Below are 26,469 nucleotides of genomic sequence, written 5' to 3' on the forward strand. Positions count from 1 at the left end.
ATGGCGGTTCAGAACAGGACAACGCGCACCCGAGACCACAATCATCACGTTCCCCAGGAGGACACATTGCCGTTCGCGCAGTTGCTCGATGCGATCAGTCGACTCGCAGCGCGTGATCCCGGTGCCGTTGCATTCGAACACGAAGGGGCCGGGGTCCCCTGGGTAGACCTCGAGGCGCGCCTGGGTCTGCTGGCCGCACCGCTGGCAGATCGGGGGATGGGCCCGAACGAAGTGCTGTCCGTGGTCATCTCGGGCTTGTCCCCGACGATTGCCGCCGCGGACGGTGCCCTGGCGAGGGCCGTGGGGCAGGTCCTGGCAGTGGCCGAGGCGGAGTCCGCCGCGACGACCACCGCGACGCTGGCAGACCTGTTCGAACGGCAGGTGGCGGCGACACCGGAGGCGGTCGCACTCATCGGTGACGACACGACCTGGACCTATGCCGAGTTCGACCGGCGGGTCAACCGTCTGGCCCGCCATCTGATCGGCATCGGCGTCGGCCCCGAGGTTCGGGTGGTGATGGGTGTCCGACGCTCGCCGGACATGATGGTGGCCATCTACGCGATCGTGAAGGCGGGCGGCGCCTATGTGCCGGTCGACCCGGATCATCCGCCGGCGCGGATCGCCGAGATCATCTCCTCGGTGCAACCGCTCTGCGTACTCACGCGCGGCGCGGACGGCCTGACGGTTCCGGCCGGAACGCCTGTGGTGGATCCGGATCTGCTGGATCTGTCTGCCCAGGGCGACGGCCCGATCACGGACGCGGAGCGTCGCGCTCCGCTCCGTGCGGACAACCCGGCGTACATCATCTTCACCTCCGGGTCGACCGGACGCCCCAAAGGTGTTGTGGCCTCGCACCGCTCGGTGGGTGAGTTCCTGGCGCGGCGGCAGCAGGTCTACCGGGTCGGCCCGGCCGACTGCATGTTGCAGAAGACCCCGGTGACGTTCGATGCCGCGGTGCGCGAGCTGTGGTGGCCGCTCGTCAGCGGAGCACGTCTGGCCATCGCCGCCGCCGACGGGCAGCGGGACCCGCGATATCTCGCCACCGCGGTCGATCATCACGGCGTGACGGTGATGCACTTCGTGCCGTCCATGCTGGCGGTCTTCGTCGACGCGCTGCAACCGGGGGAGGGGCAATCGCTCCGCGAGATCCTCAGCGGCGGAGAACAACTGACGTCGCAACTCCTCGGACAGATTCGCGCCAAACTGAATGCCGCGGTGAGCAACGAATACGGGCCCACCGAGTTCACCGTCTCGGGTACGCGGCATCCGAGCGGCGACGACGACCTGTCGCTGTCGGTGGTCGCCATCGGCACCCCGTACCAGGGTCTGCGTGCGTACCTCCTCGACCGGCGGTTGAGAGAGGTCCCGCCGGGCATCCCGGGCGAGATATATCTCGCCGGCCCGCAGATCACGCGAGGCTACGTCAATCGCCCGGACCTGACCGCCGCGCGCTATGTGGCCGACCCGGCGGGTCCGGCGGGCGCGGTGATGTACCGGACCGGCGACGAGGCCCGGCGCCGGCCGAACGGTGATCTGGAGTACCTGGGACGCACCGACTTCCAGGTGAAGTTGCGTGGGTTCCGGATCGAACTCGGTGAGGTCGAGACGGTGCTCGCCCGGGTGACCGGGGCGGCCAGAACCGTGGTCGTGGTCGACTCGGACGACTCGGGGTTCGAGCGCCTGATCGGCTACGCCGTCCGGCCGACCACCGATGTCGAGGACGACGACCCGGTGCGCAGGCAGCTCGCAGAGTTCCTGCCGGACTACATGATCCCGGCCACGATCATTGCGCTCGACGAGTTGCCGCTGACCTCGCACGGGAAGCTCGACCGAAAGGCATTGCCCCGCCCGCACGCAGCCAGATCGGCCACCCCGTACCGGGAGCCGGGCACATCGACGGAGAAGGTGGTGGCCGCCGTCTTCGCGGAAGTGCTGGGCGCCGAGAGGGTGGGCGCGGACGACTCCTTCTTCGACGTCGGTGGTAACTCGCTGTCGGCGACGCGCGTCGTGGCGCGGGTCAATTCCATGCTCGACGCGGACATCGGTCTCGCCGAATTGTTCCGGACCCCGACGGTGGCGGGCTTCGCCGCCGGAGCCGAATCGGCCGCCGGCACGGCAGACCGTCCGCGGCTGGGACCCCGGGCCCGTCCGGAGCACCCGCCGTTGTCGCTGGCCCAGTCCCGGATGTGGTTCATCAACCAGTTCGACACGTCCTCGCCCGCATACAATCTGCCGTTGGCCGTCAGATTGACCGGTTCGATCGACCTCGACCTGATCGCGCGTGCGGTCCGGGGAGTCATCGAACGTCATGAAGCGTTGCGCACCGTCTTCCCCTCGGGGGAGGGCGGACCGTGGCAGCAGATCCTGCACCCGGCCCAGGTCGATCTCGCGCTCGACCCGATCGACGTCGAGGACGAGGACGATCTGCGGAACCGGCTGGCGGCCTTGGCATCACGGGGTTTCGACATGACCGTCGAGGTCCCGGTCCGCCCGGCAATCTTCCGGCTCGGCCCGACCTCGCATGTGCTGGTGCTGGTGCTGCACCACATCGCCGCCGACGGCGCATCCCTGTCGCCGCTGGCGCGGGATCTGGTCGCCGCGTACCTGGGATTGTCGAGCGGTGAGGGGCCCACCTGGCAGCCGATGCCCGTGCAATACGCCGATTACGCTCTCTGGCAGCATGAACTGCTCGGATCCGAGTCGGATCCGGAGTCGCTGGTCTCGCGGCAGATCTCCTACTGGACCGATGCCCTGGCGGACATCCCGGCGGTCCTCGAGCTTCCGACCGATCGGCCGCGGCCCGACCGCCCCTCGATGCTCGGCGGTCGTACCGAGTTCACCATCGACGGTGCCCTGCACCAGCAGATCGCCGCAGTGGCGTCCGAGCGCGGCACCACGGAGTTCAGTGTGCTCCACGCGGCGTTCGCGCTGACGCTCTCGGTGCTGTCCGGAATGGACGACATCGTCATCGGGACACCGATCGAAGGCCGTGGAGAACGCGAACTGGACGGGCTCGTCGGCATGTTCGTCAACACCCTCGCGCTGCGTACCGAGATCAAACCGGGGGCCACCTTCGCCGAACTGTTGCGGGCCACCGCCGACTCCGACCTCGGAGCCCTGGCCCATGCGGATGTGCCGTTCGAGCGGTTGGTGGAAGTGCTTGCGCCAGAGCGCACCACCGCACACACCCCGATCTTCGGCGTCACGCTGGCCCTGCAGAACAACGAACCCCCGGTCCTGGATGCGCCGGATCTGTCGATCGCCGAGTACGACAGCGGTGTCACGTTTGCCAAGTTCGATCTGCAGCTGGCGCTGAACCCGACAACTGCCGGCGGCCTGGCGGGGATGTTCGTCTACGCCACGGACCTCTTCGACCAGGCGTCGATCGAGGATCTTGCCGAGCGCTTCATCCGGATACTGAAACAGGCGGTGGCGCAGCCGGACATCATCGTCGGACGCATCGGTGTGCTCTCCGATTCCGAGATCGCCGACCTGTGCCCGGTCGTGGGTTCGGCCCCGGAAGCGCCGGTCACGCTCGGTGAGTTGCTCGACTCGGCGGCGAGCGTCGATGAGAACGCCGCCGCGGTGATCTGGGGCGATGACGTCCACAGCTACCGGGAACTCGACCGACGATCGAATGCGCTGGCGCAGATCCTGATCTCCGAAGGCGCCCGGGCCGATCAGTTTGTCCCACTGGCTCTTCCGAGATCATTCGACGAGCAGGTCGGCCTGTGGGCGGTGGTCAGGTCGGGGGCCGCGTTTGTGCCGGTGGATCCGGCCTACCCGCGGGACCGCATCGATCACATGATCACCGATTCCGGTGCGGCGATCGGCATCACGCTCTCTGAGCATCGTCCGCAATTACCGGATTCGGTGCGGTGGGTGGTTCTGGACGACCCGCAGACCCGGCAGGTGCTGGACGAGGCCGCTGCATCCGGGGGCGAGGTCCCGGTTCGACTGTCGCCGCAGCACATCGAGAATGCCGCGTACATGATCTACACCTCGGGCTCGACCGGGGTGCCCAAGGGCGTGGTGGTGACCCACCGGGCCATGGCGAACTTCGCCACGGAACTGCGAGAGCGATACTCGGTGACCTCGCAGGCCCGCGTCCTGCATCTCTCGTCGCCGAGCTTCGACGCATCGATGCTCGAATTGCTGCTCGCCGTGTCGGCCGGGGCCGCACTGGTGATCGTGCCGCCAGGGGTGTACGGCGGCGACGAGTTGTCCCGGGTGATCACCGCGGCCTCGGTGACCCACGCGTTCATCACGCCGGCGGCGCTGGCCACCGTCAACGCCGGCGACGCCGACTCACTTCGGGAGCTGGTGGTCGGCGGCGAGGCCGTACCCGAGAGTCTGATGAGGGATTGGGCGCCGGGCCGGCACTTCCACAACGGCTACGGCCCGACCGAGACCATCATCATGGTGACCATGTCGCGGCCATTGCAGCCCGATGGCGCCATGACCATCGGTGGCCCGATCCGCGGCGTCTCGGCGATGGTCCTCGACCGGAGCCTACGTCCGGTACCGGTCGGGGTCAGCGGTGAGCTGTACATCGGCGGACTGCAGATGGCCCGTGGATACCATTGCCGGGCGGGGTTGACCAGCGACCGGTTCGTGGCGAACCCGTTCGGCGATGCCGGGACCCGGATGTACCGGACCGGTGACGTCGTGCGGTGGATGAGTGATCCGGCCGGGGACGCGAACCTGGAGTATCTGGGCCGCAGTGACTTCCAGGTGAAGGTACGCGGGTTCCGGATCGAACTCGGTGAGATCGACGCAGTTCTGCAGAGTTACAAGACCATTGATTTCGCGGTGACGCAGGGGCGCGCCGGGCCGACGGGCGCGACGGTCCTGGTGTCCACGGTCGTTCCGGTCGAAGGCTTCACCGTCGACACCGACGAGCTGCTGCGGCATGCCGCCGAGTCCCTGCCCGAGTACATGGTCCCGTCCGTTGTCATGGTGCTCGATTTGGTACCGATGACGGTGAACGGCAAGCTCGACCGGGCGGCCCTGCCGGAACCCGACTTCGCGGCCATCGCGAGCACATCGTATGTGGCGCCGTCCTCGGTGCTCGAAGAGGTCTTGGCCGGTGTGTTCGCAGAGGTGCTGGGGGTACCGCAGGTCGGCGTGACCGACTCCTTCTTCGCGCTCGGTGGTGACAGCATCGTGTCCATCCAACTCGTGTCCCGGGCCAAGGATGCCGGTGTCCAGATCACCGCGCGAGATGTGTTCGAGCGCAAGACGGTTGCCGGGCTGGCCGAGGTGGCGGTCCTGCAGTCCGCCGACATGACGCCGGTGCTCGAAGAACTCGACGGAGGTGGGGTCGGCGAGATGCCGCTGACCCCGGTCATGCACTGGGCGCTCGAACGTGGGATGGGCGATCGCTTCTCGCAGGCGGTGATGCTCACCTTGCCGCCGGGTATCGATCAGCCCACGCTCGTTGCCGTACTCGGCCGGATCCTCGACAGCCATGACGTGCTCCGAGCGCATCTCGACACCGCGGACGGGTCCGCTCCGGGGCTGGTGGTCGATCCGGTCGGCGGAATCGACGTGGAACGGTCCATCACGACGATGGAGTTCGGCACCGATGCGCTGCCGTCGACCGAAGGATTCGCCGCACTTGCCCGCGCCGCCCTCGACGACGCCGCGGATCGACTCGATCCCGCCGCCGGCGTGATGGCCAGGTTCGTGTGGTTCCGACCCGCCACGGGTGTCGACGGAAACGGCCGGTTGCTGCTCGTGCTGCACCACCTCGCCGTCGACGGGATCTCCTGGCGGATCATCGTTCCCGCGCTGGCCGGTGCCTGGGCCGAACTGACCGCCGACGTGACCCTGGGCCTCGGCACAGAGGTGACGTCGATGCGCCGGTGGTCCCATGCGTTGGCCGCGCAGGCGAGCGATCCCGTACGCACCGGTGAACTGCCGTACTGGCAGTCGGTGTCAGATCTCGACGAATCCCCCCTGGGCGCAAGGGCTCTCGATTCGAGAGCCGATACCATGCGGACCGCTCGGAAGCAATCGGTCACCCTGCCGGCCGAGGTGGCCGAGGTGTTGACCACCGCGGTTCCCCGGGCCTACGGGGCCGGTGTCCAGGATGGGCTGCTGGCCGCGCTCGTGCTGGCGATCACCGCCTGGCGTCGTGACCGTGGTGTCCCCGACGCGCGGTCCCCGCTCGGGCTGACCCTCGAGGGCCACGGTCGCGAAGAGAGTGTCGCCCCGGGCGCCGACCTGTCGAGGACCGTCGGCTGGTTCACCACGGTGTATCCGGTCCGTCTGGGCATCGGAGATGTCGATGTCGACGACGCGCTGGCCGGCGGACGCTCCGCCGGAGGGCTGATCAAGGCGGTCAAGGAGACGCTGCGAGCGGTCCCCGACAACGGGGTCGGATACGGCCTCCTGCGGTATCTGAATGCCCGCACCGCTCCGGTTCTCGCCGCCGCCTCCATTCCGCAGGTCAGCTTCAACTATCTGGGCCGGCTCGGTGGACAAGAGGTCACCGACGACATGACCCGGCACGGCTGGGTTCCGGTGACCGAAGGTCAGAACCTCGGCGGTGCAACAGATCCCGACATGGGACTCGGTGCTGCGATCGATGTGAACGTCTCGGTGGTCGGCGGTGGAACGCTGTCGACAACGTTCACCTACGCCGGCAATCTGTTCGCCGAATCCGAGATCGTCGCGCTGGCCGAGCACTGGACGACCGCGGTCGCAGCCATCGCCCACCACGCCGCGCAGCCCGATGCGGGCGGGCTGACCCCCTCCGATCTGCCCCTCGTGAGCGCCACCCAGGGGCAACTGGACTCACTGGAAAAAGCCCACCCCGGCATCGCCGACGTGTGGCCGCTCTCGCCGCTACAGCACGGGATGCTGTTCCATGCGTTGATGGCCCGCGAATCGGCTGCGGTGGTCGACGTGTACGTCGCGCAGTTCGTGCTCGGTCTCGACGGGCGACTCGATGTCGAACGGCTCGGCCGGGCCGCGAACGCCCTGCTGGACCGGCACGAGAGCATGCGGTCCACCTTTGTCGTCGACGAGGACCTCGGTGCGGTGGCGCTGGTGCGTACCGGCCTGAATGTCGGTGTCACGGTGCATGACCTGTCGACGATCGGCGAATCCGCCAGGGTGGCCGAACGCGACCGGATCCTGGCTGCCGACCGGGCCACCGGTTTCGACATGTCCGCGGGTCCACTGATCAGGATCGCCGCGTTGGCATTGGCACCGGATCGCTGGGACGTGGTGATCACCAATCACCACGCGATACTCGATGGTTGGTCCACGCCACTCGTACTGCGCGAGCTGATGGTGCTCTACGCCACCGATGCCGACCGATCGTCGCTGCCTGCCACGCGCCCGTACAGCCTCTATCTGCAATGGTTGCAGCAGCAGGACCGCACCGCCTCGGCGGCGGCCTGGCAACGGGCCCTGTCCGACGTCGACGGACCGACACTGCTGTCGCCACGGTCACGGGGGCAGGATCAGGCGTCGCTGCCGGGTGTGGTCACGCGTGAACTCAGCGTGCACGAGACGCAGCAGGCCACGGCACTCGCCGGCCGGCTGGGTGTCACGATGAACACTGTAGTCCAGGGTGCGTGGGCAATCGTGCTCGGCGCCATGACAAACCGCACCGACGTGGTCTTCGGTTCCACCGTCTCCGGCCGGCCTCCGTCGATCACGGGCGTGGAATCGATGATCGGTCTGTTCATCAACACGGTGCCGGTGGCCGTCCGCGTGGACAACGCGCTGGCGGTGGCCGAGTTCCTGCAGCGTCTGCAGAGCGCGTCGTCGGACCTGCTCGACCATCAGTACCTTGGGTTGGCGGACATCCACCGACACGGCGGCCCCGGGGCGGTCTTCGACACCGCGGTCCTCTACGAGTCCTATCCCGTCGACAGCGCCGGGGTGGGCGGTGGTGTGGACATCGCCGGTGTCCGGTTGCGTGATGTCGAATCCGCTGCGGCCAGCCACTTCCCGTTGTCGATCGTGGCAGCGAACACCGATCGTCTGCATTTCGCCGCGAAGTTCGCGCGGGAGAGCTTCTCCGAGGACGTCGCCGACTCGCACCTCGATCGACTGCTGCGGGTGCTGCGGTCCTTCATCGCCGACCCGACGGCGAGACTGGCCGCGCTGCAGCCGGCCTCGCCGGCGGAACTGGCCACGACCGCCGGGTGGAACCCGTCGCCGGAACCGATGGGGACGCGGACGCTGGTCGATCTCTTCGATGATCAGGTCGCCCGAACACCCACGGCCACCGCGATCATCGGTGAGAACGAGGTCCTCACATACGAGGAGTTCGATGCCCGTGTCAACCGGCTCGCGAGAGTGCTGATCGGGCAGGGGGTCGGACCCGAGAAACGGGTTGCGTTGCTCATCGAGCGGTCGACGAACCTGATGATCGCGATCTATGCCGTGGCGAAGGCGGGCGGCGCGTACGTCCCGGTCGACATCGATGCCCCGCCCGAGCGCATCGAGCACATCATGCGCGCGTCCGGAACCATGCTGACATTGACCACCTCGGCGCGACCACAGGATCGTCTCGGAGACAGTCTGGTTCTCGAGATCGACTCGCTGGGAGACGAATTCGCGCGCCTCAGTGGTGCCACGATCGATGCGTCCGAGTCAGTGGCGCCGCTGCGGCCCGATCACCTGGCGTACGTGGTGTTCACGTCCGGATCAACCGGTCTGCCCAAGGGGGTTGAGGTCACCCACGGTTCGGTGGTGAACATGGTGCAGTGGCGGCAATCGGTGTATCGGCTCGGATCCGATGACCGGCTTCTCCAGAAGACGCCGTTCACCTTCGACGCGTCGGTGCGTGAGCTGTGGTGGCCCCTGACGCAGGGCGCCGCACTGATGATCGCGACCCCGGATGGCCATCGAGATCCGCGCTACCTCGCCGAGGTGGTGTCGCGCCATCGGATCACCGCGATGCACTTCGTGCCTTCGATGCTCGATGTCTTCCTGTCCGCCGTCGAACCCGACGAGATCTCGTCCCTGCGCATGGTCTTCTGCGGTGGTGAGGCGCTGTCGGTGACGTCGCTGAGCCGCTTCCGGTCGATGTCGGATGCCTCGCTGCACAACGAATACGGACCCACCGAGTCGACGGTCACCTCGACCAGGCTGCAGACCGGTGCCGACGATGTCGTGCGCGGATCGGTGGGTATCGGACTGCCGGTGCCGAATGTGGTTGCGCGCGTGCTCGATGGAGCCTTGCGCGAAGCACCCCCGGGCGCGGTGGGCGAACTGTATCTCGGTGGTGTTCAGCTGGCCCGCGGATACACCTCGAAGCCGGGGCTGACCGCGGAACGATTTGTCGCCGATCCGCAGGGCGAACCCGGCGTGCGGCTCTACCGCACCGGTGATCTGGCGAGGCGCCGGATGGATGGAACCCTGGACTACCTGGGCCGGGCCGACCTGCAGGTCAAGCTGCGTGGCATCCGGATCGAGCTCGGCGAGATCGAGGGCGCCCTGGCCTCCGATGGGCGGATCCGACAGTGCGCCGTTGCGCTCAAGACAAGTCCGCAGGGGCTCGACCGGCTGGTCGCCTACGTGGTCCCGGAGACCACCACGGGCGGCGAACCGGAGGATCTGCTCGAACGTGCGCGGGAGCTCTTGCCGGCAGCACTGGTCCCGTCGGCGGTTGTCGTCCTGGCCGAGTTGCCACTGACCGTCAACGGCAAACTCGACCGGCGGGCGTTGCCGGATCCGGAGTTCGGCAGCGCTGCAGCCGATTACCGGGCACCGGTCACCGTGTACGAGGAGATGGTCGCGGCAGTCTTCGGTGAGGTCCTGGGTCTGGAACGGGTCTCCGTCGACGATCGGTTCTTCGACATCGGCGGCGACTCACTGATCGCGACCCGGGTCGTGGCCCGCCTCAACGCCGCCGGTGACGCGAGATTGTGGCTACGCGATCTGTTCGAGGATTCGTCGGTCGCCGGACTGGCGTCGCGACTCGGGCGCAGCGCGGGGGAGGGTCGCACGCGGCCACCGCTGGTGGCCAGCGTGCGCCCGGCCGCCATCCCGCTCTCGCTCGCACAACAGCGCATGTGGTTCCTCAATCAATTCGACACCACGTCACCGGTCTACAACATCCCGGTCGCGATCAGGCTCACCGGAAGCCTCGACATCGACGTCCTCACCGCAGCGTTGCTCGATGTGCTCGAGCGCCATGAATCGCTGCGCACGGTCTTCCCCGATTCCGAGACCGGACCACACCAGCACATCCTCGATGTCGCCGATGCGGATATCGATGTCGCCCGCATCACCTGCGGCGAGGACGATCTCGCATCACAGATGATCGGGTTCTTCTCACAGGGGTTCGACGTCGCGAAGCGTATCCCGTTGCGGGTCGCGCTGATCGAGTCCGGCCAGGACGAGCACGTGCTGTTGATGTCGATCCACCACATCGCCTCCGACGGGGCATCCCGAGCCCCGCTGGCCCGGGACCTGGTCACCGCGTACGTCGCGCGGATGCAGGGCGGGGCGCCCGCCTGGGCGCCGCCGGCGGTGCAGTATGCCGATTTCAGTGTGTGGCAGCGCAACTGGCTCGGTTCCATCGATGACCCCGAGTCGGTCGCGACCGAGCAGCTGGAGTTCTGGCGGGCCGAGCTCACCGACCTGCCCACGGTGCTCGAACTGCCCACGACGTATCCGCGTCCCCCGGTGCAGTCGTTCCGGGCGGGAACCGTCGACTTCACCCTCGACGCGGCGACCAGGGCCGCGCTGGCCGCTCTCGGTACCGACAGTGGCGCAACACTGTTCATGACCGTTCACGCCTGCCTGGTGGTGCTGTTGTCCCGGTTGACCGGCGGCGACGACATCGCGGTCGCGACCCCGGTCGCCGGGCGGGGTGAACGCGAGCTCGACGACCTGATCGGGATGTTCGTCAACACCCTGGTGCTGCGGACCCGCACCGATCCCGATCTGCGTTTTGTGGATCTGCTGCACCGGGTGCGCGAATCCGACCTTGCCGCCTTCAGCCATTCCGAATTGCCGTTCGAACAACTGGTGGAGGCGTTGAACCCGGAACGCTCCCGGTCGCACTCACCGTTGGCGCAGGTGGCATTGGCTTTCCAGAACGTTGAGCGGGCCGAGCTGAACCTACCGGATCTGGTCATCAAACCGGTCGAATCCGGTTTGGAGACAGCGAAGTACGACCTCGCACTGATGATGATGGAGCGCGAGACCGAGGGCGGCCCGGTGCTGGACGCGACTCTGACGTACGCCGCCGACCTGTTCGATCCGGTGGCCGCGCAACGTTTCACCGACTACTTCGTGCGCGTGTGCCGCGCCGTGGCCGACGACGCCGAGGTGGCAGTGGGAGCCCTCGAACTCCTGGACCGGGCCGAACGCGGAGAGGTCGTCCCCTACAACGACGGGCCGAATCCGGAACCGATGACACTCGATGCCCTCTTCGCGCGGGGTGCCGCCCGGTATCCGGATATGGTCGCGGTGATCGAGAACGAACGGTCGATCACCTACCGGGAGCTCGACGCCGCGTCGAATCGGCTGGCGCGCAGCCTTCTCGAGCGCGGCGCCGTTCGCGAGTCCTTCCTCTCGGTCGCGCTGCCGCGGTCCATCGAATGGATCATCACCGTGTGGGCGATCAGCAAGACCGGAGCGGCGTTCGTTCCCCTCGACTCGTCGTACCCGATGTCGAGGATGCGGTTCATCCTCGCCGATTCCGGTGCTCGGTTCGGGATCACCACGGCATCGTTGCTGGACAAATTGCCGACCGACATCGAGTGGCTGGTCCTGGACGATCCCGCGACGAGCCGGGCCCTGGCACACCTGCCGGACGCGCCGCTGACAACTGCCGATCGCACCGCGGCGTCGGTGGACAACGTGGCCTACACCATCTACACGTCGGGTTCGACCGGAAAGCCCAAGGGTGTGGTCGCCACACACCGTGGTCTGGCGGCGGTCCACGAATCCATCAAGAAGCGGGTGACCCGCGGCGAAACCGCGGTCCGTACCGCGTTGTTCTCCTCGCCCGGTTTCGACGGGGCCATCTTCGATCTCCTGCTCGGCGCGGCAGGCGGCAACACGATGGTTGTTGTCCCGACGGGCGTGTACGGCGGTCGCGAACTCGCTGACCTGCTGCGGGACAAGGCAGTCGAGATGGCATTCATCCCGCCTGCCGCGTTGGCGACGGTTGATCCGGCCGGCTTGGACACCTATCGCACCGTGGTCCTCGGTGGTGAGGCGACGCCGCCGGAGCTGATCGAGGCCTGGGCCGAAGGCCGGGACGTGATCAACATGTACGGCCCCACCGAGACCACCATCATCTGCACGGTCAGCGTTCCGTTGCGCCGCAATCGCCCGATCGACATCGGAGCGCCGTTCCGGGGTATGCAGGCCGTGGTGCTCGATTCCCGGCTGCGCCCGGTTCCCGTCGGCGTCGACGGCGAGCTCTACATGATCGGCGGCGGGCTGGCGCGGGGTTACCTGAACCGGACCGGCCTGAGCGCCGGCACGTTCGTCGCGAACCCCTTTGGGCCCGAGGGCAGCCGGATGTACCGGACCGGTGACGTGGTCCGCTGGGTGATCAACGACGACGAGTACGTGATCGACTACATCGGCCGGGCGGACTTCCAGCTGAAGATACGTGGATTCCGGATCGAACTCAGCGAGATCGACGCGGTGCTGTCACGTCATCCGGCCGTGGGCATGTCGACCACAGTGGACGTACGGACGGCGAGCGGGTCGGTGGCTCTGGTCGCCTACGTCACCAGCGCCCCCGGTATGCAGATCGATTCGCCGGAATTGCGGGCGCACGCGCGGCGAGAGCTGCCATCGCACATGGTGCCCGCCGCGGTTGTCGAACTCGAACAGATGCCCCTGACGACCAATGGCAAGATCGATCGGCGGGCACTTCCGGCCCCGGTGTGGGAGGCCGACGGGGAGTTCCGGGTTCCGCGGACCCCGGTCGAAGAGATCGTGGCCGGGGTCATCGCCGACGTCCTCGGTGTCGAACGCGTGTCGGTCGATGCCGACTTCTTCGAACTGGGCGGGAACTCGCTCTCGGCGACCCGCGTCGTCGCCCGGGTCAATCAGGCCCTCGACGTCGAGCTCGGGGTCCGGGCGATCTTCGACGCGCCGACCGTGTCCGGAATCGCCGCCGCCGCATCGGTTGCGACCAAGCGGGAGTCCGGTCACCCGCCGCTCACCCGACGCGACCGGCCGGCCCGGATCCCGCTGTCGATGGCGCAGCAACGGATGTGGTTCCTCAACCAGTTCGACACCACGTCGGCGGCCTACAACATTCCGATGGCGGTCAGGTTGACCGGAACGCTCGACATCGAAGCTCTCAAAGTTGCGATGGATGACGTGCTGGGCCGCCATGAATCGCTACGGACGGTGTTCCCGTCCGGTCCGGAAGGACCCGAACAACGGGTGTTGTCCGTGGCCGAGGCCGGGGTTTCGCTGAAGACCGTGGAGGTCCCCGAAGGCGAGGTCGTCGCGGCGGCGATCACGTTCGGCCGCAGGGGATTCGACGTCACCGAATCGGTGCCGTTGCGGGCCGCACTGTTCGGCATCGGTCCCGACGACCATGTGCTCGTCGTGGTCGTGCACCACATCAGTGCCGACGGCGCGTCGATGGCGCCGCTGGCCCAGGACGTGATGGTGGCGTACCTGTCACGGGCGCAGCAGGGAAGCGATCCGGACTGGCAGCCGATGCCCGTGCAATATGCGGACTTCACGCTGTGGCAGCACGAGGTCCTCGGCTCCGAAACCGACAACGAATCGGTGATCTCCCGGCAAATCGCCTACTGGCGTGAGACTTTGGCCGACCTGCCCGATGTGCTCGAACTGCCGACCGATCGGCCCCGGCCCCCGGTGCAGTCCACCGCGGGTGAGCGATTGCCGTTCTCGGTTCCGGCCGAGCTCGCGGAGTCGGTCGAGGACATCGCCAAGCGGACGGGTACCACCGCGTTCATGGTGCTGCAGAGCGCCTTTGCGGTGCTGCTGGCCCGGATCTCGGGCTCCGGCGACATCGCCATGGGCACCGCGATCGCCGGTCGGGGTGAGCAGGCGCTCGACCGGCTGGTCGGGATGTTCGTCAACACGCTGGTGTTGCGGACGTCGGTGGACGGCAATGCCACGTTCACGCAGACACTGGCGGCCGTGCGGGATGCGGATCTCGGTGCGTTCTCTCATGCCGACGTCCCGTTCGAGCGGATGGTCGAGGTCCTGAACCCCCAACGGTCGACGGCCTATGCGCCGTTGGCACAGGTGTCATTCGGTTTCGAGAACGTCGACCGCCCGGCGCTCGACCTGCCGGATCTCGCCATCAGTCCGTTGCCGGTCGAATTGTTCGAGGTGAAGTACGACCTCGAGCTCTCCCTGTCACCGAAGGTCGGCCCCGACGGTGCACAGTCGGGATATGCGGGCGTGTTCGCCTACTCCACCGCACTGTTCGACCGGTCGACCATCGAGGCGATGAGCGAGCGCTTCCTGCGGGTGCTCACCGCCGCTGTTGCCGAGCCGGAGCGGCGGGTCGGGGACATCGATCTCTTCGACGAGCGCGAGCGGGCGCTGATCCTGCACGAACTCAACGACACCGCGGTCCCGGTCGACGAACGGCTGTTGACCGACTTCCTCACCGCCGGTGTCGATGTGGCACCGAACGCCCCGGCCATCACCTTCGAGGACACGACTCTCGACTACGCGGAGTTCTCCGCTCGGGTCAACGCACTGGCCCGCCTGCTGATCGAACAGGGCACCGGACCGGAGGTGACCGTCGTCGTGGCGGTGCACCGGTCGATCGAGATGATGGTCGCCATCCATGCGGTGATGGAGGCGGGCGGCGTCTACGTGCCGGTCGATCCGGACCAGCCGCGTGACCGGATCGCCGCGGTCCTCGATCAGGCTGCCCCGGTCTGTGTTCTGACCAACGCGCCGGATCCGATGTCGTCGGTCGTCGACTGCGCCCTCATCGATCTCGACCGGGTGGACCTGTCGGGGTTCGGCAACGGCCGGTTGACGGACTCGGAGCGGCGGGCTCCGCTGCGACCGGAGAATTCGGCATACGTCATCTTCACCTCGGGTTCGACCGGCAAGCCCAAGGGCGTGATGGTGAGCCATGCGGCCGCGGTGAACCAGATCCGCTGGATGGCGGCCGCGTTGGAGTGCTGCGCACAGGACACCTTCCTGCAGAAGACGCCGCTGGTGTTCGACGCCTCGATGTGGGAGTTGTTCGTGCCGTTCGCGTGTGGGGCACATCTGGTGATCGCCAGGCCCGACGGTCACCGGGATCCGGAATACCTGATCGAGATCGTCGAGCGATGGGATGTAACCCTGCTCGATTTCGTCCCCTCGATGCTCGCGGTCCTGGTGAACGGTCCGCGACCGGCCCTGCCCGGATCGGTGCGGGGGCTGGCCGTGGGTGGTGAGGCGCTGCCGGAGTCACTGGCACGGCAATTCCTCGAACACAACACAGCGTTCCTCGACAACCAGTACGGACCCACCGAGGCCACCGTCACCGCGACAGACCACCGGGTCGACGGCACGGAATCGGGTGTGGTGCCGATCGGAAAGCCGGTGTGGAACACCCGGGCCTACGTACTCGATGCGCGTCTGCGGCCGGTGCCGCCGGGAACGGGCGGTGAGCTGTATCTCGCCGGAATCCAGTTGGCGCGTGGCTATCTGGGCCGCCCGGATCTCACCGCGGACCGGTTTGTGGCAGATCCCCTGGGTGACCCGGGTGCGGTCATGTACCGCACCGGTGACCTGGCGCGGATCAATCGTCGCGGGCAACTCGAATACCTGGGACGGACCGACCACCAGATCAAGATCCGGGGCCTGCGAATCGAACTCGGCGAGATCGAGACGGCGGCGGCCCGGCATGACTCGGTCGGTCAGGTCGCGATACTGGCCGTGGAGAGCGAGCACGGACGCCGGCTGGCGGCCTATGTGACACCCGCCGAAGATGAACTGATCGACGTGGCCACCTTGCGCACCGCGATCGCCACATCGTTGCCGGACTACATGATCCCTGATTCGTTCACGGTGCTCGAGCGCATGCCGACCTCGACGAACGGAAAGCTCGATCGAAAAGCGTTGCCGAAGCCCGTCTTCAACGTCGAGAGCGCGGCATTCGTGGCGCCGGCGTCGGAGACCGAGGTCCAGATCGCGGCGGTGTTCGCCGAAGTGCTGGGCCGGGATCGGGTCAGTGCGGTCGAGTCGTTCTTCGCCCTCGGCGGCGACAGCATCATGTCGATCCAACTGGTCTCCCGGGCAAAGGCGCTCGGTATCGGTCTGACGGCACGAGACGTGTTCGAACACAAGACCGTTGCCGCGCTGGCGACGGTGGCAACCGACCTCTCCGGCGGCGGGCGGAACCTGATCGCCGAACTATCCGGTGGTGGGGTGGGTGAATTGCCACTGACACCCATCATGGCGGCGTTCTTCTCCGCGCCCGGAGGACACCAGCGCTTCTCACAGTCGAACTTCGTCACCCTGCCGCACGGCATCGATCGGACGACGATCGAATCGGTGATCGATGCGGTGGTCTCACATCACGATGCACTGCGGCTGCGCTGGGTGCGCGACGCCGACGGCGGGCCGGGGCATCTGCGGGTCGAGGAACCGCAACCCGAAGCGGGCCGGTCGCTGCTGCGCCGTGTCGGGTTCGAAAGCCTGCCCGGGAGCGATGATTTCGAGGCGCTGGTGCAACGCGAGTTCAGCGCGGCCGCCGATCGATTGGATCCCGAGGCGGGAACAGTTGCCCAGTTCGTCTGGTTCGAACCGGCGCCGGGATCGCGCACCAACGGACGCCTGCTGATCGTGATTCACCACCTGGCGGTCGACGGTGTGTCCTGGCGCGTCCTGTTACCCGATCTGGCGGCCGCCTGGGGTGGCATCCTGGCCGGGGACGGACCCCGACTGCAACCGGTGGGCACGTCGCTGCGGCGATGGGCTCACGGGCTGACCGAGATGGCGAACACCCCCGAGCGGGTGGCAGAACTCGACTACTGGCGCACCGTGATCGACGTGGACGACCCGCAATTGGGGGACCGGGCGCCGGACCCGGGAGCCGACACCGTCGAAACGACCGAGCGCATCCGGCTCGAGCTGTCGGCGGACACGACCAGGATGTTGATCACCGCCGTCCCAGAAGCCTTCGGCGGCAGTGTCAACGACGGACTGCTCACGGGATTCGCGCTGGCACTGGCCACGTGGAGGTCGCGGCGTGGCCGGGCGGCCGATCACGTCTACCTGCAACTGGAGGGTCACGGACGGGAAGAAGGCGCACTGCCGGGTGCCGAGATCGGCCGCACGGTGGGCTGGTTCACCACGGCATTTCCGCTCCGCCTCGATCTGGCGGGCCTGGACCTCGATGATGCGCTCGCCGGCGGTGACGATCTGGGCCGGCTGATCAAGGCCACCAAGGAGAATCTCCGGTCGGCGCCCGACAACGGTATCGGCTGGGGACTGCTGAGGTATCTCAACAACCGGACGGCGACCGAACTGACCGGACCAGAGCCGCAGATCAGCTTCAACTACCTCGGTCGGACGTCGGCGATCGACTTCACCGACGAGATGCGCGAGATCGGGTGGGTTCCGGCCCGCGACGGTGGCGAGCTGGGATCGTCGCTGGACCCGGACATGCCGGTTCCCGCCCTGGAGATCAATGCCGTTGTGTCCGAGCGTGATGGGGCAGAACGACTGTCGGCGGCCATCGATTTCCCGGCCGGGCTGTTCACGCGGGCGCAGGTGGGAGAGTTGGCCGCGGCGTGGTCGGCGGCGCTCGAACAGGTCGCCCGATACGCGTCGGCACCAGGGGCGGGTGGCCGGACGCCGTCCGACCTCGGCCTGGTCACGCTGTCACAAGGCGAGATCGAGGCGTTGGAGCGTCGGTTCCCGGACCTGGACGACATCTGGCCGCTCTCACCTCTGCAGCGGGGCATGCATTTCCACGCCTCGCTGGCCGAGGGGGCCGTGGACGTGTACTCGGCGCAGATGTCCCTGCACCTGGCCGGGATCGTCGACCCCGAGCGCTTGCGCCGCAGTGCCCGCGCGCTGATCGCCCGGCACCAGGCCTTCCGGACCGCTTTTGTCACCGACGAGGCCGGAGACACGGTGCAGGTCGTGCTCGGTGACGTCGATATTCCTTGGCGCACGGTAGATTTGACAGGAACGACCGGTGCCGGGGACCTCGAGCGGAACCGGGCCGAGCTGGCCGCCGCGGATCTGGCGGCGCCCTTCGACATGCAGAAGCCGCCGTTGATGCGGTTCACGCTGCTGCGTACCGCCGTCGATCGATATGAACTGTTGGTCACCAATCACCACATCGTGATCGACGGCTGGTCGACCCCGCTGGTCATCAAGGAACTACTCGTCCTGTACGCGACGGGAGGTGACGCCTCGGTCCTGCCTGCTCCACGTTCCTACCGTGACTTCCTGTCGTGGCTGGCCGGGCGGAAGCCCGAAGAATCGCAGCAGGCCTGGGCTGAGGCCCTCGGGGACGTCGAAGGGCCGACCCTGCTGATCTCCGGCGATCGCGGCCGCCGGCAGCACGAAGGTGCCGCAGAACTGCACACGAGCATCACCGAGGAAACCACGGCGAAGCTGCAGACCCGATCCAGAGCACTCGGCGTCACGCCGAACACCTTTGTGCAGACGGCCTGGGCACTCGTCCTGAACGCGTTGACCGGGCGCTCCGATTGCGTGTTCGGGGCAACGGTTTCCGGTCGACCCGCCGACGTGGCCGGGGTCGAATCGATGATCGGGTTGTTCATCAACACGATCCCGGTCCGCGTCCGCGTCACGGGCGCCGAGACCGTCGATCAGCTGCTGGCCAGGGTGCAGGTGGAGCAGTCCGCCATGCTCGACCATCAGCACGTGGGGTTGGCCGACATCCAGCGAGCCGTGGGAGAGGCCGCGCAGTTCGACACGTTGGCCGTCTTCGAGTCGTTCCCGGTCGACATGGCAGGTGCCACGGCAGAGACCGACATCGCCGGAATGCGGGTGACCGGCTTCACCGGGCAGGACGCCGCGCACTATCCGGTGACCCTGACCGCCAGCATGCGGGGCGCGCTGAAGTTCAAGTTCATCTATTCACCGGAGCTGCTCGACGAGCCGATGATGCAACGCATCGCCGAGCGATTCGTCGCAGCCCTGAACACCCTGATCGCCGAGCCTGCGACATCGGTCGGGGCGATCGATCTGCTCTCCGCCGATGAACGAGCCCAATTGCAGAGCGTCAGAGGAGCACCGGCCGAACCCGCTGTGCTCCTGCCCCAGCTGCTCGCCGCCGCGGTCCAGGCCGCCGGGACCGAGGCGACCGCACTCGTGCTCGGACACCGCCGGGTCAGCTACGGAGAGCTGGACCGATGGTCGAATCGCCTGGCGCGCGAACTCATCGCGCTCGGCGTCGGTCCGGAGGTCGCGGTGGCGTCGGCGCTGCCCCGCTCGGTGTACTCGCACCTGGCGCTGTGGGCGGTCGCGAAGGCCGGTGGCATCCTGGTCCCGATGGATCCGGCCTACCCGGCCGACCGCATCGAGCACATGGTCCGCGATTCGGGTGCCCGGATCGGTGTGACCATCGAGGCCCACCGGCCCGACCTGCCCGCTGCCGCCGAGTGGTTCGTGCTCGACGATCAGCAGTTCGAGATGCAGTGCTCGACGCGCCTCGACGAGCCGCTGCTGCCGGAAGAGCGTCCGCGCGCGCTGCGGGTCGACAACGCGGCGTACATGATCTACACCTCCGGATCGACCGGTCTGCCCAAGGGCGTGGTGATGTCGCATGCCGGGCTGGCGAACTTCGCCGCCGAGCAGGCGCAACGCTATGCGCTGACCACACAGTCACGGGCACTGCACTTCTCGTCACCCAGCTTCGATGCGTCGATGCTGGAACTGTTGCTGGCGGTCCCGGTGGGTGCGGTGTCGGTGATCGTGCCCCCGGGTACCTATGGGGGAGACGAACTCGCGGCGATCATCCGTGAACACCGGGCCACCCATGCCTTCATCACACCGGCTGCGCTGGCGACGCTCGACCCCGAAGGACTCGACAGCCTGCAACATCTGGCGGTCGGTGGCGAGGCCGTGCCGAACCGGCTGGTCGAGATCTGGGGACCGGACCGGCAGTTCCACATCGGCTACGGGCCGACCGAGACGCAGATCATGGTGACCATCAGCGACCGGTTGCTCCCCGGCGACCCGGCCACGATCGGTGGCCCGATCCGCGGCGTCTCGGCGTCGATTCGAGACGGCTTCCTGCGGCCGGTGCCGGTCGGCGCCCCCGGCGAGTTGTACATCTCCGGGGTGCAGCTGGCACGTGGCTATCACTCCAGGAGTGGGCTCAGTGCCGAGCGTTTCGTCGCCGATCCCGCCGATCCCGGTCGGCGGATGTACCGCACCGGCGATGTGGTCCGTTGGGTACAGACGCAATCCGGGACGCTGGAAGTCGAATACATCGGCCGCAGCGACTTTCAGGTCAAGGTCCGCGGATTCCGGATCGAACTCGGGGAGGTCGATGCGGTGCTCGCCGAGCACGAGTCGGTCGAGTTCGTCACCACCGTGGGTGCGCAGGGTCCGTCGGGTGCCACGATGCTGGTCTCGTACGTGGCACCGGCCACCGGCGCGCGGGTGGAGGCCTCCGAGCTGACCGCCTTCGCCGGCCGTTCCCTGCCCGCTCACATGGTGCCGGCGGTGGTGATGGTGCTCGACGAGATGCCGCTGACCGTCAACGGCAAGGTCGACCGAAAGGCGCTGCCGCAAGCGACGTTCGACGAGTCGGCCCTGGAGTACGTCGCGCCGGGTACGCCGACCGAGGAGGTCTTGGCCGCCGTGTTCGCCGATGTTCTCGGTGTTGACCGGGTCGGTGTCACAGACTCCTTCTTCTCCCTCGGCGGCGACAGCATCATCTCGATCCAGCTGGTCTCCCGCGCCAAGGCCTCCGGTGTCCTGATCAGCGCACGAAACATATTCGAGCACAAGACCGTTGCCGAGATCGCCCGGGTGGCGACCATGAACACCGACAGCGCCGTCACCGTGCTCGAAGAGTTGCCCGGCGGCGGAATCGGTGAGATGCCGGCCCCGCCCATCGTGCGGTGGATGCTCGAGCGCCCCGGCGGACACAGCCGGCTGATCATGCCGCTCTATGTGGCGTTGCCCGACGCCATCGGCCACGATCAAGTGGTGGCCACCCTCTCGGCCGTCATCGATCACCACGACATGCTCCGGGCCGCGGTTTCATACGAGGACAACACGATCAACGTCCGCGACCGTCACGCGATCGACGTCGCGGGAATGATCGAGCGCGTCGAGTTCGGCCCTTCGGCCACTCCCGGAACACCGGAGTTCGCCGCGCTGGTCGGACCGGCCTTCGAACGGGCAGCGGGCCAATTGGATCTCGGCCGGGGCCAGGTGTTGCGGTTCGTCTGGCTGCAACCCGGACCTGATGTGTCCGATGCCGGCCGGCTGTTGATCGTCGCCCATCACCTGGTGGTCGATGGGGTGTCGTGGCGGGTTCTCGTCGAAGACCTGGTGACCGCGTGGCAGGCGATTTCGCAGGGCCGGCAGCCGCAACTGAAACCGGTCGGCACCTCCATGCGGCGCTGGGCGCACGCGCTGTCGGAGCAATCCGTCGATCCGGACCGGGCCGCGGAAGTGGGCTTCTGGTCGAATCTGATGGAGCAGGGCAGCACCGATGTCGGCGGGCGGCCACTGGACCCGGCCGTGGACGTGTTCGGCACCGTGGAGTCGGTGAAGCTGCAGCTTTCCGAAGAGGTGACCGATGCGCTGCTCACCACGGTCCCAAGGGTTTTCCGTGGCAGTGTCAACGACGGTCTGCTGACCGTCCTGGCGCTCGCATCGATCGCCTGGCTGCGCGACCGCGGCATCCACGCCGACGCCACCACGATCAAACTGGAGGGTCACGGCCGTGAGGAAGAGGTCGTCTCCGGTGCCGACCTGTCGCGCACGGTGGGCTGGTTCACCACCATGTTCCCGTTGGGGCTGGACCTGACCGGCGTGGACATCGATGACGCGCTGGCCGGTGGGCCCGCGGTGGCCGACGCCGTGAAGGCGATCAAGGAACAACTCCTGGCGGTCCCGGACAAGGGGATCGGATACGGCATGCTGCGATACCTGAATCCGATTACCGCGGAGCAGTTGTCGGCGTATCCGCAACCGGCGATCGGTTTCAACTATCTCGGCCGGATCGGCACCGAGACCGCTTCGGGCGCGGTCGGGTGGCTGCCGGCGCCGAGCGGTGAACTCGCCGCCTCGGCCGGCCCGGATCCGGACATGCCGGTGGCCGCGGCCATCGACATCAACGCCGCGGTGACCGGTGATCGGCTCGAGGCCACGTTCGCCTTCCCGAACACCCTGCTGAGCGAGGTCGAGGTGCAGGCTCTCATCGAGTTGTGGGCGCGGGCCTCCGAAGCCGTTGCCGGGTGGTCGTCGACCGCGAACTCGCGGGTGTTCACACCGTCGGATCTACCGCTGGTGAACCTCGATCAGCACGCGGTCGACAGGCTGGCCGTCGATCATCCGTCGATGACCGACGTGTGGTCGCTGTCGCCGTTGCAGCGGGGAATGTTGTTCCACGCCAGGCTGGCCGAAGGTTCGCTCGATGTGTACACCTCACAGGTCGTCCTGCGGCTGGGGGGCACCATCGACATCGGGCGGTTGCGTCTGGCGGCCCAGGCTCTCCTCGATCGCCATCCGAATCTGCGTGCCGCATTCCGCGATGATCTCTCCGACGAAGCCGTCGCGGTCATCGTAGAATCCGCGGTGGCTCCGTTCGCGGAGCACGATCTGCGCAACGACCCGGATGCCGAGGCGCTGCGGGCCGGGGTCCTCGACGAGGACAGGACCCGTCGATTCGAGATGGACCGGGCACCGCTGATGCGGTTCACCGCAATCCGGCTCGATGACGACCGGGTCGACTTCGTGATGACGAGCCACCACATCCTGCTCGATGGCTGGTCCATGCCCCTGGTCCTGCGGGAGCTGTTCACCCTGTACGCGACCAGCGGAGATGCCACGGTGCTGCCGGCGCCGCGCTCATACCGGGGGTTCCTGCAGTGGCTGGCCGGCCGGGATCTGGCGGCGTCCGTGGAACATTGGGCGGCGGCGTTGTCCGAGGTCACCGAGCCCACGTTGCTGGCACCGGCCAATCGTGCCCGGGAACAGCGGAGCATGCCGGGGGAGTTGCTCCTCGAGATCGATCGCGAGCGGACTGCGGAACTCGATGCCCTCGCCAAACGCCTTGGCGTGACGATGAACACGATCGTGCAGGCGGCCTGGGGCCTGGTGCTGTCGCGACTGATCGGCCGCGACGACGTGGTGTTCGGTGCCACGGTGTCGGGTCGGCCCGGCCACCTCGAGGGCGTGGAGTCGATGATCGGTCTGTTCATCAACACCCTGCCGGTGCGGGCCCGGATCGAGCGGTCCGAGACCCTCGCCGACTTCCTGGTGCGGTTGCAGGTCGAACAGTCCGAACTGGTCGACCACCACTATGTGGGGTTGCCGGTGATCGCCGGGCGGGTCGGGGCCGGAGCCGGCTTCGACACGCTGACGGTCTTCGAGTCGTACCCGGTCGACGCGGTGGCATCGGGGTCGGTCACCGACATCGATGGCTTGCGGGTCCTCGACGTCTCCGGCGTGGATGCGAACAACTTTCCGCTCTCACTGTTCATCACCGCCGGTGATGAGGTGCGGTTGCAGGCGAAGTTCCTGGCCGACGTGTTCGCCCACGATGAGGTGGCGACCATCTTGGCGCGGGTCGATCAGGTGCTCGCCCAGATCGTCTACGAACCCGAGCGCCGGGTCGGTCGGGTGGACGTGCTGGTCCCGGCCGAGCGAGAGCAACTCGCGGAGTTCAACGCGACCGAGGTCGACGTGCCGGCCCGGACCCTGGCCGACATGTTCGACGCCCAGGTCGCTCGCACACCTGACGCCGACGCCCTCGTCTTCGACGGCCAGGTGCTGAGCTATGCCGAATTCGATGCCCGCGCAAACCGACTCGCCAGGCACCTCATCGGGATGGGCGTGGGACCCGAATCGAAGGTCGCCATCGCGATGCGTCGATCACTCGATCTTCTGGTCGGCATGTACGGGATCATCAAGGCCGGCGCGGCGTATGTCCCGATCGACCCCGATCACCCGGCGGATCGCACCAGCTACGTGCTGCAGATCGCGGACCCGGTCTGCGTATTGACCACGGCCGGTGACGGAATCGAGGTCGCCGAAGCCTTCACCGTCGTCGAGATCGACACCCTGGACCTGTCGGATCTGCCGTCCGGCCCGATCACGGACGCCGACCGTACGGCACCGCTGAGGCCGGACAACACCGCCTATGTCATGTTCACCTCGGGTTCGACCGGAAAGCCCAAGGGCGTGGTGATCACCCACCGGGCCATCGTCAACCAACTCGTGTGGAAGCAATCCGAGTATCGGCTGGGCCCCGACGATGTGGTGCTGCAGCAGATCGCGATGACGTTCGATGTGTCGGTCTGGGAGTTCTTCTGGGGGTTGCAGAACGGTGCCACCCTGGTGATCGCCAAACCCGACGGGCACAAGGACATGCGCTATCTGGCCTCGCTCATCGAGCAATACGGGATCACCACGGCAACGTTCGTCCCGTCGCCGTTGGGAGTGTTCGTGGCCGAGGCCGATCCGTCCGCACTACGTACCCTGCGCCACGCGTTCGTGATCGGTGAGGCCTTGCCGCCGGAGACCGCGGAGCGTTTCCGGGAGCTGTGCTCGGCGAGTCTGAACAACATGTACGGCCCGACCGAGGCGGCGGTCAGTGTGACGAATTGGCAAGTCGGACCGGAAGATACCCAGACCATACCGATCGGTGTGCCGCAGTGGAATGTCACCGCCCACGTGCTCGATTCCGGTCTGCGACCGACCCCCGCGGGTGTGGCCGGCGAGCTGTACCTCGGCGGCGCGCAGCTGGCGCGGGGTTATCTCCAGCGGCCGGGGATCACCTGCGACCGCTTTGTCGCCGACCCGTTCGGGGGGCCGGGCGAACGGATGTACCGCACCGGGGACCTGGTGCGCCGCCGAGCCGACGGGGCTCTGGAATACATCGGGCGCACCGACTTCCAGGTCAAACTGCGCGGCCAGCGCATCGAACTCGAGGAGATCGAATCGGCGGTGCTGGCCCACGCGCCGATCCGCCAGGCCGCAGTGCTGGTGCACAAGGATCCGCGGACCGGTGACCACCTGATCGCCTATGTGATCGCCCACCGGGGCGTCGACCCCGACACCGAACAGCTGCGCGCCTTCGTGGGTCACACGTTGCCGAAATACATGGTGCCCGACGCGGTCGTCGTGCTCGACGAGTTCCCGCTCAACCCCAGCGGCAAGCTCGACCGGAAACAGTTGCCGCTGCCCGAGTTCCACCGCACCGGGGAGTATGTGGCCCCGGTCACCGAGACCGAACGCATCGTCGCGGACGTGCTGGCCGAAGTGCTGGGCCTTCAGAGGGTGTCGGCGGACGCGTCGTTCTTCGAACTCGGTGGTAACTCGTTGTCGGCCACCCGGCTCGTGTCCCGGCTCACCGATGCGCTGGGTACACCGATGTCGCTGCGGGCGATCTTCCTCGATCCGACCGTGACCGGGATCGCGGCAAGTGCAGAATCCGGAGGCGGTTCGTCCGCCGGTGTATTCGACGTCATGCTGCCGATCCGAGAGCAGGGCGCCGACCATCCGGTGTTCTGCATCCACCCGGTGCTCGGTCTGTCCTGGGCCTATCGCGGACTTGCCGATGCGCTGGATTCCGCGATACCGATCTACGGTGTCCAGTCGCCGGCGGCGACCGGGCAGTGGCATCCGGAATCGGTCGAGGAGATCGCCGCCCGATACGTCGACGAGATCCGCGCGGTCCGGCCGGCCGGTCCCTATCGGCTGCTGGGCTGGTCGCTCGGCGGGGTGATCGCGCACGCGGTGGCGGCCCGGTTGCAGGAACAGGGTGAGCAGGTCGAGATGCTCGTGATGTTCGACAGCTTCCCCGGCGAGTCCGCCAGAGCCCTCGGCGAGGAGGGCGTCGCGCCGAGCGAGATCGTGGCCGGTCTGGGTCTGCCCGCCGAGATGGGCGTCGACCCGGTCCTCGATTCCCCGGCGATCGTGGCTGCGAAACTCCGGGAGGCCGGTGGCCCGGCATTCTCTGACGTCACCGCCGAGTGGCTCGAGAACATGGTCGCGACGGCCACCGAATCCATGAAGCTGATGCGCCGCTATGAACCGCGGACCATCGACGCCGATCTGCTGCTGTTCACCGCGGGGTCGGGGCGCGACGACGACACCGCCGCGCCGCGCGCGTGGCGAGGCGCCGTGTCCGGAGACATGGTCCACCACAGCATCGACGCCACGCACTGGGCAATGATGAGCGCCGATGCGCTCAGGCAGGCGGGCCCGATGTTGGCAGAGTTCCTCGCCCACCGGTCGAGTAGTGTTGACCGGTGATGGTCGATCCGATGGGCGTGGGTGACGGAGCAAGTCAGAGCGGGTCCT

The 26,469-nt window shown here is 67.4% G+C and carries 1 protein-coding gene; it reads left to right on the plus strand.

Annotation, left to right across the window (positions count from 1 at the left end):
* Complete coding sequence (locus tag AC51GR_RS03715) at positions 1-26,421, plus strand: non-ribosomal peptide synthase/polyketide synthase (protein ID WP_496323276.1); 26,421 nt, start codon at positions 1-3, stop codon at positions 26,419-26,421.
* The last annotated feature ends 48 nt before the right edge of the window (positions 26,422-26,469 follow it).

Source organism: Williamsia sp. z71 (assembly GCF_059553375.1).